9 protein-coding genes and 1 pseudogene are annotated in these 10942 nt (G+C 72.1%); 4 read left to right on the top strand and 6 right to left on the bottom strand.

What is annotated here, in order from left to right:
- Positions 1-146: 146 nt before the first annotated feature.
- Positions 147-1631 carry a M81 family metallopeptidase gene (locus tag ABFJ78_RS49805; protein WP_436394636.1) on the bottom strand — a complete coding sequence of 495 codons (1485 nt, stop codon included), beginning with the start codon at positions 1629-1631 and terminating at the stop codon, positions 147-149.
- Positions 1628-2965 (bottom strand): MFS transporter, encoded by a 1338-nt coding sequence (locus ABFJ78_RS49800; protein WP_436394635.1) that lies wholly within the window; start codon positions 2963-2965, stop codon positions 1628-1630. The genes ABFJ78_RS49805 and ABFJ78_RS49800 overlap by 4 nt, the downstream gene beginning before the upstream one ends.
- 145 nt (positions 2966-3110) lie before the next feature.
- On the opposite strand from ABFJ78_RS49800, the gene ABFJ78_RS49795 reads away from it, so the two are divergent.
- Entirely contained in the window at positions 3111-4118 is a 1008-nt protein-coding gene (locus ABFJ78_RS49795; RefSeq protein WP_436394634.1) for an Lrp/AsnC family transcriptional regulator, read from the top strand.
- A gap of 2 nt (positions 4119-4120) precedes the next feature.
- Here the strand turns inward: ABFJ78_RS49795 and ABFJ78_RS49790 are convergent, their stop codons facing one another.
- The 3 genes from ABFJ78_RS49790 to ABFJ78_RS49780 are packed head-to-tail and all read right to left on the bottom strand — an operon-like array spanning position 4121 to position 8594.
- The gene (locus tag ABFJ78_RS49790) at positions 4121-5452 is read right to left on the bottom strand and encodes an MFS transporter (RefSeq protein ID WP_436394633.1); all 1332 of its coding nucleotides are present in this window, start codon (positions 5450-5452) and stop codon (positions 4121-4123) included.
- 32 nt (positions 5453-5484) lie between these two features.
- Positions 5485-7200, bottom strand: a complete 1716-nt coding sequence (locus ABFJ78_RS49785) for a dihydroxy-acid dehydratase (RefSeq protein WP_436394632.1) — start codon at positions 7198-7200, stop codon at positions 5485-5487.
- A gap of 26 nt (positions 7201-7226) precedes the next feature.
- A complete protein-coding gene (locus tag ABFJ78_RS49780; protein ID WP_436394631.1) occupies positions 7227-8594 on the bottom strand; it encodes an FAD-dependent oxidoreductase in 1368 nt (455 codons plus the stop codon).
- Positions 8595-8661: 67 nt separating this feature from the next.
- On the opposite strand from ABFJ78_RS49780, the gene ABFJ78_RS49775 reads away from it, so the two are divergent.
- Positions 8662-9321: a GntR family transcriptional regulator gene (locus ABFJ78_RS49775; RefSeq protein WP_436394630.1), complete on the top strand. Its 660-nt coding sequence runs from the start codon at positions 8662-8664 to the stop codon at positions 9319-9321.
- Positions 9322-9336: 15 nt separating this feature from the next.
- Here the strand turns inward: ABFJ78_RS49775 and ABFJ78_RS49770 are convergent, their stop codons facing one another.
- The gene (locus ABFJ78_RS49770) at positions 9337-10149 is read right to left on the bottom strand and encodes a helix-turn-helix transcriptional regulator (protein ID WP_436394629.1); all 813 of its coding nucleotides are present in this window, start codon (positions 10147-10149) and stop codon (positions 9337-9339) included.
- Positions 10150-10278: 129 nt separating this feature from the next.
- Here ABFJ78_RS49770 and ABFJ78_RS49765 point away from each other — a divergent pair, with 129 nt between their 5' ends.
- Positions 10279-10722, top strand: coding sequence for a nuclear transport factor 2 family protein (locus ABFJ78_RS49765; protein ID WP_436394628.1), 444 nt, complete (start codon positions 10279-10281; stop codon positions 10720-10722).
- A pseudogene (locus ABFJ78_RS49760) lies at positions 10719-10859 on the top strand (NAD-dependent epimerase/dehydratase family protein); the annotation flags it as partial. The gene ABFJ78_RS49765 and the pseudogene ABFJ78_RS49760, both read left to right, overlap by 4 nt.
- Positions 10860-10942: the final 83 nt, after the last annotated feature.

The raw sequence follows: 10942 nt of genomic DNA, 5'->3' as shown, positions 1-10942 counted from the left end.
CTGACCAGCCACAACCAGGATGAAACAACCCCAATGTGGCCTTCGGTGCGTCAGACGCACCCAAGGCGGCCTTCGGTGCGTGAGACGCACCCAAGGCCGCCTTGGGGCGCTTGAAGCGGGGCCGACGCTAGCCGCTTGGTGCCTCGTCACGGCGGTCCGCCACCGGGGGTCACGCGGACCGATGCCGGCAGCCGTCGCCAGGCGAGGTCGGCGGGATCGGCCGCGAGGAGACCGGGGGAGCGGGCGACGAGGATCTTCCGGGCGATCGGCTCGAAGTCCCCGCGGAAGTGCACCGAGCTCTTCACCACGAGGAGCCGCTGGTCCTCCGGGACGATGCCGACCATCCGGAACAGGTTGCGGTCGAACACCTGGGAGCGCCCGGTCGTCACCGCCACCCGCACGGACCCGGAGCGCAGGCACGTGGCGGCACCGAGGTCGACCTCGGTGCCGTGCAGCATCGGCCCGTCGAAGCGGCAGCGTCCGTCCGACAGCGTCTCGACGACGAACCGGCCTCGCACCGGCTCGTCCCCGGGCACCGCGGGATCACCGCCGATCGCGAGGTCCACCGTGGCGCCGACGCCCGCCTCGGTGGCCGTGGCGGCGGCCGCGGGATCGGTGATGAGCCCGAGCGCGACGGGCTCGACGGTGCCGGCCGCGAGGAGGGCGCGGAGCAGCCCTGTGGTGCGGCCGGAGCCGCCGGCGCCGGGGTTGTCCTGCGTGTCGGCGACGACGACCGGGCCGGCACCCTCGGCTTCGAGCCCCGCAGACACGGCCTCGGCGGGGTCGAGCAGCGCGACCCGCCACTTCGCCTCGTCCTGGGTCACTTCGTCGTACAGCCGGTCGACGATCTCCTCGACGGGGCCGGTGCCGTACGCCCACACGACCGGTCCGCAGTCCGGGATGTCGGCCGCGGGGAACCCGGCGGCGAACGACACCGTGGTGCGGTCTCCGCCGAGGGATTCCAGACCGCCGTAGACCGACCGGGCGGGCTCCAGATCGGTGCACCCCGCGTTGATCGGGATCAGGAACGGCACCCGGCGCCACGCGAGCCGGAGCCGTTCGCCGTCGAGCAGCCGGGCGAGCAGATCGGCGGCCCGCGCCCCCGTCGCGGCCATGTCGATGTGCGGGTAGGTGCGGTAGCAGACCAGCGCGTCGGCGGCGTCGAACATCCGGGCCGACATGTTGGCGTGCAGGTCCAGGCTCGCGACCACCGGCACGCCGGGCCCGGCCGCGGCGCGGACCCTGGCCAGCAGCTCGCCCTCGCCGTCGTCGTGGTGCTCGGTGACCATGGCGCCGTGCAGATCGAGGTAGACCGCGTCCGGCCGGCCGAGACGCACGGCGTCGACGATCTCGCCGGCGATGCGCTCGAACGTGTCGGTGGTGACCGGCCCGGACGGGCTGGCGGCCGCCCAGATCACCGGCAGCACCTCCCAGCCGCGGGCCCGGGCCTGCCCAAGGAACCCGCCGACCGGCAGGTTGACCGGCTCGAGTTCGCGCACCCCGGCACCGCGGCGCAGGGCGGGAAAGCCCTCGCCGTTGGCGAAGTTGGCGTACGAGGCCGGGGTGGGCGCGAACGTGTTGGTCTCGTGCTGGAACCCGGCGACCAGGATCCTCGTCGTGCCGTCCGTCATCGGGCCACCTCCTGTCCGTCCGCGACCGGGGCGGTCCGGCCGGGCTCCGTCCGTACCCGCGTGACCGCCAGCGAGACCGCGCCGGCCACGAGCAGGCCGACGAGCGTGAGCAGGCCGATCTCGGTGCTGCCCGTCGTTTCCTTCACGTAGCCGATCAGTGTGGGGCTGAAGAACCCGCCGAGCAGGCCGATGCTGTTGATGAACGCGATGCCGCCCGCGGCCGCGTCACCCTTGAGGAAAGTGGCCGGCACGGACCAGAACACGGTGTAGGCGCCCCACATGCAGGCGGTGGCCACGATCAGCGCGATCATCGAGACGCCGAAGGTCGACGCGGTGAAGGCGGCGACGGCCATGCCCGCCGCGGCGACGACGGTCGGGACGACCGTGTGCCGGCGGCGCTCGCCGGTGGCGTCGGAGTGCCGGGCCAGCACCCGCATCAGCACCAGCGCGACCGCGTAGGGCACCGCGGACCACAGCCCGATCGCGACGACGGACCGGACGCCGTTCTCGGAGAGGATCGTCGGCAGCCAGAAGCTGACCCCGTACAGGCCGCTGATCAGGCAGAAGTAGCCGAACGCGAGGCCGTAGACCCGCGGGTCGGTGAGCACTTTCCGGAAGCGGTGCTCCCCGCTCTCGTGCGAGCCGGCCAGATCCTGGGCGAGCAGCGAGCGTTCGCCGGGGGTGAGCCAGCGGGCGTCGCCGGGACCGTTCGGGAGGACCTTCAGGACGACGAAGGCCAGCAGGACGCAGGGCAGCCCCTCGACGAGGAACATCCACTGCCAGCCGGCCAGGCCTGCGGACCCGTCGAGGCCACTGATGACCAGCGAGGACACCGGCCCGCCGATCATCGAGCCCAGCGGGCCGGGGATCATCAGCACCGACATCGCCGCGCCCATGCGCGCCCTCGGGTACCAGTACGTCAGGTAGAAGATGATGCCCGGGGCGAACCCGGCTTCGAACACCCCGAGCAGGAAGCGCAGGACGTAGAAGCTGGTCGCGTCGTGCACGAACAGCATGGCCACGGAGGTGGTCCCCCACAGCAGCATGATGCGGAAGAGCGTCTTGCGGGTGCCGATCCGGCGCAGCAGCAGGTTGCTGGGCACCTCGAAGAGCACGTACCCGAGGAAGAAGATGCCGGCCGCCAGTCCGTAGACCGATTCGCTGATGCCGATGTCCTGGGCCATCTGCAGCTTGGCGAAGCCGATGTTGACCCGGTCGATGTAGGCGAACAGGTAGCAGATGACGAGCAGCGGCAGGATGCGCCACCCGATCCTGCGGTAGAGCTCCGGCGGCGCGACGGTCGGCGGTGCCGCGCCCTCCTTCTCGATGGCCATGCGGGCTCCTCGTGGTCGTTCGATTGCCGGTACTGTGCGGGAGATCGTTGATCCCGGCGTCGAAAAGGTGGGAAACAGCCGATGATCACCCCGGAAATGTTCGATCGGGACGCTCGGGGGCGCCGATCGGGGTGGGTGGCCTGACGTGCTGGACGAGACGGATCTCGCGCTGGTCGACGCCCTGCAGCTCAATCCGCGGGCCAGCTGGTCGAGCCTGGCCGACGCGCTGGAGCTGGCGCCGATCACGCTGGCGCGGCGTTGGCAGCGGCTGGTCGACGACGGCACGGCTTGGGTGACGGTCGCCCTGAGCGACCGGCAGATGCGCGGGGCGGTGCTGGAACTGTCGTGCCGGCCGGGCACCGCGCGGGCCGTCGCGCTCGAACTGGCCGAGCTGCCGCACGTGAGCACGGTGGGCGTGACCACCGGCCGGTTCCAGGTGTTCGCGCTGGTCCTCGCCCCTTCGCTGGCGGCCATCGCCGACGTGCTGGTTCGCTCGCTGCCGGTCCCCGCCGACGTCACGGCGCTGCACTCCCACCTCTACAGCGGGCTGTTCGGCGGCGTGGTGTGGCGGCTGGGTGTGATCAACCGGGTCCGGACCGAGCAGGTGCGGGAACCGGCCGGGCCACCACCGGAGCGGATCCGCCCGTTCGGGGAAGGGGACCGGCGCCTTTTCCTGGCGCTGGGCCGCGACGGGCGGCGTTCCTACCAGGATTTGGCGGCGGAACTGGGGGTGTCACCGCAGGCCGTCAGGCGCCGGCTGGACCGGCTGTACCGCCACGGCGACATCACCTTCCGGTGCGACGTCGCCCGCCCGCTCACCGGCTGGGGCACGATGGCGTTCCTGTGGCTGTCGGTGCCCGACGGCGACCTCCCGGCGGTCGGCCGCGCGCTGGGGGCGATGCCGGAGACGCGGCACTGCTCGGGGATACCGGGGCCGGCGAACCTGGCCCTGGTCGTCAGCCTGCACTCGCTGGAGCACCTCGACGAGCTGCTGGCGCGCATCGTGCGGGACCACCCGACGGCGACGGTCGTCGACCGCCGGGTGGTGCTCCAGCAGGTGAAGGTGCACGGGCGCATCGTCGACGAGCTGGGCCGCAGTGTTCGCGTGGTCCCCGTCGACCCCTGGGCGGCGGTCGATCCGATCCCATCGTGAAGTCAGGGCCGGAGCTCGGGCACCTGGGCCGCCTGTTCGCGGCCGATCCGGTTCCGGGCCGTCTCCGGGCCCAGCGCCAGCGCCACGACGGTCAGCGCCGCCATCGCCGCCATGTACGCGAGGATGGGCCACCAGTGCCCGGCCCACGCGTAGAGCGCGGTGGCGATGAACGGGGCCAGGCCGCCGGCGAGGACGGAACCGACCTCGCGGGAGAACGCGAAGCCCGACATGCGGAACTCCGTGTCGAACAGCTCCGCGTACCAAGCGGCCTGCGGAGCGAGCATCGCCGGGTAGAACACGCCGAGCCCGACCACGAAAGCCAGGATCACCCAGCCCGCCGAGCGGGTGTCGCTGAGCAGGAAGAACGGCACCATCCAGCACACGGAGCCGAGGATGCCCACGAGGTAGACGGGCTTGCGGCCGACGCGGTCGGAAAGCAGCCCGCAGAGCGGGATGAGCACCGCCTGGACCGCGGAAGCGATCATGACCGCCGCCAGGCCGAGCGACCGGCCCAGCCCCAGTGTCGTGGCGATGTAGGAGACGCCGAAGACCGGGAGCAGGTAGGCGAAGCCGTTCTCGCCCATGCGGGTGCCGACGACGATGAAGAAGCTGCGCGGGTGCCGCCGGATCGCGGCGAAGATCCCGCCGGGCCGCCCGGCCGACGGGCCGGTCCTGGTGTCCTGGAAGACCGGCGGCTCCTCGATGGTGCGCCGGATGAGGTACCCGACGAGCAGGCACAGCGCGCCGAGCAGGAAGGGCAGCCGCCAGCCCCAGGACGTGAACTGGTCCTCGGGCAGCAACAGGAACAGGGCGAACACGCCGTTGCCGAGCAGCGTCGCGACGGCGTAGCCGAGCGGAGCGGCCGACCCGGCGAGCCCCCGCCGGCCGGGCTCGGCGTGTTCCACCGAAAGGACCACGGCGCCGGCGTACTCGCCGCCGGCGCCGAAACCCTGGACGAGCCGCAGCAGGACCAGCAGAACCGGCGCCAGTGCCCCGACTTGGGCGTAGGTGGGGAGCAGGCCGATGGCGGTGGTGGAGGCCCCCATGAGGACGAGGGTCAGCACGAGCATCCGCCGTCGCCCGACGCGGTCCCCGAGCCGGCCGAGGACGAGCCCGCCCAGCGGCCGGGCCAGGAACCCGACGGCGTACGTGGCGAAGGCCGCAAGCGTCCCGAGCATCGGATCGTGCGAAGGGAAGAACTGCGTGTTGAGCACGATGGCCGCGGCGGTGCCGTAGACGATGAAGTCGTACCACTCCAGCACGGTGCCGACCAGCGCCGCGAGCGACGCTTTTCGTGACTGTCCCGGCGCGGTGCCGGCGGGTGCTGCGGACACGAGGATCTCCTTTGATCTGGGGCAGGCGCGGGTCAGTGGCCGGACGGGGGCGTGGCGGGCTTCGGGCGGCGGAGGACGGCTCCCTGCTGTACCGGGCCGACGAGGGCCGCGTACTGGCCGAGCCAGCCCCGTTCCTCGCCGGGGCGGCCGGCGGTCACCGGTGCGCCCTGCCGGAGCGGGACGGTGTCGATGCTGCGGGCGTCGAGGTCGATGGTGATCGTGTCGCCCGAGCGCACGCCCGCGAGCGGGCCCCCGTCGGCGGCTTCCGGCATGACCTGGCCGACGACCAGGCCGTGGTTGAGGCCGGACAGTTCGCCGTCGGTCACCACCGCGACCTTGCCGCCCAGGCCGGCGCCGTTGAGGGCGGCGACGAAGCTCGCCGCGAAGACGGTGCCGGGCCCGCCGCGCGGTCCCATCCCGCGCAGGACGATCACGCTTCCCTCGGCGATGTCCCCGGTGCCCAGCGCGGCGATCGCGGCGTCCTCGCCCGCGAACACCTCGGCGGGCCCGGTGAACCGGCGCCGGGCGGTGCCCGCCCCCGCGACCTTGACCACCGACCCGTCCGGCGCCAGGGAACCACGCAGGATCAGCAGCCCCGGTTCGTCGCGAACCGGGTCGTCGGCCCGGCGCAGCACGGTCCCGTCCGCTTCCGGGGCGTCGCCGGACAGCTCGGCCACGGTTCGGCCGCTCACCGTCAGCGCGTCGCCGTGCAGCCGGGGCAGCAAGGTCCGCAGCACGGCCCGGACGCCGCCCACACGTTCGAGGTCCCACACCTGGTCCGTCCCGTTCGGACGGATGGCCGCCAGCTGCGCCGTGTCTTCGCCCAGCTGCTCGAACAGCGCCACGACGTCGAGGTCCAGATCCGCCTCGCTGGCCACGGCGGCCAGGTGGCGCACGCAGTTGACCGAGCCGCCGAGCGCCATCGCCACCCGGACACCGTTTTCAATGGCCTGCCCGGTGATGATCTTCCGCGCGGTCAGGCCCACGGCGACCATTTCGACGATCCGGCGGCCGGCGTCGGCGGCCAGGGTGCGCATCCGGTCGGAGTTCGCGCGGATCGGCGCCGCTCCGGGCAGGGTCATGCCCATCGCCTCGGCGAGGACGTGCATGGTGTTGGCGGTCGCGAGCCCGGCACACACCCCGGGCCCCTGGATCGCCGAGTCGGCCAGCTCGCCGAGTTGCTCGACGGTCATGGTGCCGGCTTGGACCGCACCGACCGATTCGTAGACGGTGTCGATGTCGACCGAGCAGCCGCCGTAGTGGCCACCTCGCTGATAGCCGCCGGGCACGATGATCGATGGGAGGTCCAGCCTGGCCGAGGCCATCAGGTGCGCGGGGGTGGTCTTGTCGCACGACGAAAGGCACACCATGCCGTCCAGGACGGCGCCCTCGACCGCGGCCTCGACGTCGTTGACGATGAGGTCGCGGGTGGGCATCAGGTAGCGGGCCTTCCGGCCGGCACTGGTCACGAAGTCCAGTGGCGCGGTGGTCCGGATTTCGAACGGCAGCCCGCCCGCTTCCCACACCGCTTCGGCGACGAGTTCGGCGATCCCGTCGAGGTGGGAAAAGCAGATGCCGAGTTTCGAGGAGGTGTTGACGATCGCGATCTTGGGGCGTCCCTGGTCTTCCGGGGCGAGGCCCAGCGCGGTCCATTGGGCGCGACGGACGGCCCAGCGGGTGCTGCCGGGGGTGAACTCGCTGCGCAGTGCGCCCGGGCGCACGGGGTCGTAGTCGGGCAAGCCGGTCACGGGGTGGTCCTTTCGCGGATGTCGATTCAGAGACTGCTGCCGGCGGCGCGCATCGCCGCTCGGACGTCGGCGCCGGGCACCGACCGGTACGGCAGGTCGTCGCGCAGCGACAGCAAAGTCGCCGCGGCCGCCGCGTGGCCGTACTCGAAGCACTGGGCGGTGACCCGGGCCGAGGCGAGGGCTTCGTGCTCCGCTCCGAGGCAGCGCCCGGCCACGATGATGTTTTCGCCGATCCGCGGCACCAGGGCGAGGTAGGGGACCTCGTAGCAGTCGTCCAGCAGCCAGCGCAGCTCCGGCCGGTCGCCGGAGTGCAGCTCGATGGGCCACGGTGACCGGACGACCCCGTCGGCCCGCTTGCGGCAGGCGAGGACGTCGGCGTTGGTGAGTTCCTCGACCGCTTCGATGCTGCGGGTCTGCCGGACGCCCACTTCGACACCGGTGTCGACGACGAACGAGCCGGCGCAGCCCGGCACCCGCTGCCGCAGGAACCGGGCGTAGTCCCGGACCTGGCGCCGGCCGTCGATTTCGGCCTCGGTGAAGTCTTCGGGGTCGACGACGTTCAGCATCCGGCCGTCGCGGCCGACCAAGCGGGTCGCGTTCACGAGCAGCTCACCGGGCCGGGTCGTGTGGAACAGCCAGACGTGCGACCGCGGGAGGCCGAGCCCGTCCGCGCGGGCGGCCTCGATGGCGGAGCTGACCCACGGCGGGCAGATCGTGTCCTCGCCGTAGGCTTCGCGGAACGCCGGCAGGTCGACGTTGCCGAGCCGGAAGAACATGGTGGGGTTCTGGATCCGGCCGCCGTCCCCGAACCGCGTGGCGTGCCCGGCACGGGCGACGACCGCGGCGTCGCCGGACGCGTCGATGGTGCGCGCGGCCCGGAGCACCGACCGGCCGGCGTTCGATTCGACCACGACGCCCGCGTGCCGCCCGTCCTCGACGAGGACTCCGGTGACCGCGGTGTGGAGCAGGATCCGCACGCCCGCTCGTTCGAGGAAGTCGTCGGCGACCTCGCGCCAGACCAGCGGATCGTGGGCGACCGTCCAGGTCTTCCCGTACCGCTGGGGCCCGGTGACCCCGCCGCGCGCGGCGAGCCCCTCGCGGAAGCGCTCGGTGAACCCGCGCACCACCTGCGTCGGCCCGCCCGACTCGGTGGCCAGGTAGAGGCCGCAGATCGTGCCGGACATCCCGGCCACCGCCGCACCGCCGAAGAAGCCGTAACGCTCGACGATCACCACGGACAGCCCGCCTTCGGCGCACACGGTCGCGGCGGCCACGCCCGCGGCTCCGCCACCGACGACGACCACGTCCACGTCGGCGAGTACGGGAAGGTGCGCCGCGTCCGACGCGGCGGCATCCAGGCGCCAGCCGGGGAACTCCACCGACATATCACTCATATATTGGTTGTACATGGCGCCGGTGGGTGATGTCCAGCCCGGCCGCGGGATGAGCGATGATGAGCGGGTGACAGAACAGGTCAACAAGGCCGAACAGGTCTACACCCTGCTCGAGGACATGATCACCTTCCAGGATCTGGCACCGGGTGAGGCCGTCTCCGAGGCCGGGTTGATGGCCCGCACCGGCTTCGGCCGCACGCCCGTGCGTGAAGCGCTGCAGCGGCTCGCCCGGGAGCGCATGGTCGAGATCCACCCGCATCGCGGGGTGTTCGTCGCCGCGGTGTCCGTCGAAGCGCACTTCCGGCTGCTCGAACTGCGCCGCGGCCTGGAAGAGATGGCGGCGCGGTTCGCGACCTACCGCGCCCAGACCCGGCAGAAGGAGCAGATGCTCGCGCTCGTCGCCGAGCTGGACGCGTTCGAAGGCGCAGATGTCCGGCAGTTCGCCACGCTGCTCAAGCGGTCGCACGCCCTGGTCGTCGAAGCCACGCAGAACGAGTACCTCGAACTGGCGATGGCGCCCCTGCAGTCGTTGTCACGGCGGTTCTGGTTCGCCCACCTGCCCGATGTGGCCGATGACCTGCGAACCGCGGCCCGGCTGCACGGCGACCTGCTGCGAGCGATCGCCCACAGCGACGAAACGGCCGCGGTCGCCGCGGTCCTCGCCCTGAACGACTACCTGACCGACCTCACCTACGCCGCGCTCGGCCGGCCGGAGTCGCGTACGTGAGGTACGGCGAAGCCGTCAGAGCCGCTCGAGGGCGGCGGCGCTCGGGCTGCCCGGTTCGGCCGTGTACATCACCAGGGTGTGTCCCGCGCCCGGGAACAGCAGCGTGGTCCGATCCAGTTCCAGTTCTCCCAGAACCGGGTGGTTCACCCGCTTGCGGACGGCGGGGATGGGGCGCACGTCGTGGTCACGCCAGCCGGCGGCGAAATCGGCGTCGTGGGCGGCGAACTCGTTGATCAGCTCGGCGAGCGCGCGGTCGGCGGGGTGTTTCACGACGGCCGTGCGCAATTGCGAGGCGGATTGCCGCGCGAAAGTCGCTTCCGTCGCCGGTGCGGCGTCGCACAGGGTGCCGGCCAGCCGCAGAGCGAGCCGGACGGCGTTGCGTTCGGCGGGCGCCACCAGGTCGAAGTCCGTGATCAAGGCGGCCGCCGCGCGGTTCCAGGCGACGATGTCCTGCCTGCTGTCCACGATGTAGGCCGGAATGGTGCCGAGCCGGTCGAGCAGCGCCCGCGCTTCATCGGGGATCCGCTCGTGCTCGCGGTGCGCGCCGGGCAGGATCTGGCCGGCCAGCCCGGCCAGGTGCTCGCGCTCCGCTCCGGTGAGCTGGAGGGCTTTCGCCAGCGCGTCGAGCACCTGCGGAGACGGGCGGGAGGCGCGTGCCTGCTCCAGTCGCTCGTAGTAGCTGACCGACACCTGCGCGCGGGCCGCCACCTCCTCGCGGCGCAGCCCGGGGGTCCGCCGGGCGCGCGGTCCGTGCGCCCGCCCGGCGGCCTCCGGTCGCAGGTTTTCCCGGCGGCGGCGGAGGAAGTCGGCGAGCTCTAGTCCGGACACACCGCGATCATCCCATGCGGCGTCCGGCCTTGCCTCCCACTGACAGTCCGGGGCTAAAGCGTGGGTTCTCCGGGTGCCCGACGGCTGGGCACGCTGGTCCGGCAAGCGGAATTTCCCGAGGAGGACGACGTGCCCAGTGCACCGGAGAAAGTGTTTCGGCGGTTGCTCGACCTGTTGCTGAAGAAGGAGATGGACGCTGTCGCGGATCTTTGGGCCGCGGATGGCACCGCGGAATTCCCCTTCGCGGCCGGTGACGCGCCGCGGCGCCTGACGGGGCGCGAAGAAGTCCGCGGTTACCTCGCCGGATACCCGGAACTGCTTGATGTGCGGGAAATCGCCGCGCTCACCGTGCGGCCGACCGAGGACGCGGACACCGCGGTGATCGAGTGGACGGCCGAGGGGCGCGCGGTGCGCACCGGCGAGCACTACCGGCTGGATTACGTCGTCGTGCTGACCGTGCGCGAGGAACAGATCGTGATGTACCGCGACTATTGGAGCCCGCTGGCGACGGCTCGCGCGGCCGGGCGATTGCCCGAGCTGATCGCTTCGCTCGACCGGGACGACGTCTCGTGACCGGGGTGCTCGTGACCGGCGGCACCGGGAAGACCGGTGCGGCACTGGTCGAACAGCTTCGCGCTGGGGGAGTACCGGTGCGGATCGCGAGCCGGCACCCCTCCGCCGTCGATCCCGACGCGGTCCGATTCGATTGGGAGGACCCGGGTACGCACGAAGCCGCACTGCGCGGCATGGATCGGGTCTTCCTGGTTCCCCCCGGTGGAAAGCGTCGACCCCT

The organism is Amycolatopsis sp. MEPSY49 (genome assembly GCF_051337345.1).
Classification (GTDB): domain Bacteria; phylum Actinomycetota; class Actinomycetes; order Mycobacteriales; family Pseudonocardiaceae; genus Amycolatopsis.
This window is presented reverse-complemented; position numbering and strand designations above follow the sequence as displayed.

Coding starts and splice junctions, on each gene's coding strand:
- ABFJ78_RS49780 (WP_436394631.1), bottom strand. CDS start 8,594: ATGAGTGATATGTCGGTGGAGTTCCCCGGCTGGCGCCTGGATGCCGCC.
- ABFJ78_RS49800 (WP_436394635.1), bottom strand. CDS start 2,965: ATGGCCATCGAGAAGGAGGGCGCGGCACCGCCGACCGTCGCGCCGCCG.
- ABFJ78_RS49805 (WP_436394636.1), bottom strand. CDS start 1,631: ATGACGGACGGCACGACGAGGATCCTGGTCGCCGGGTTCCAGCACGAG.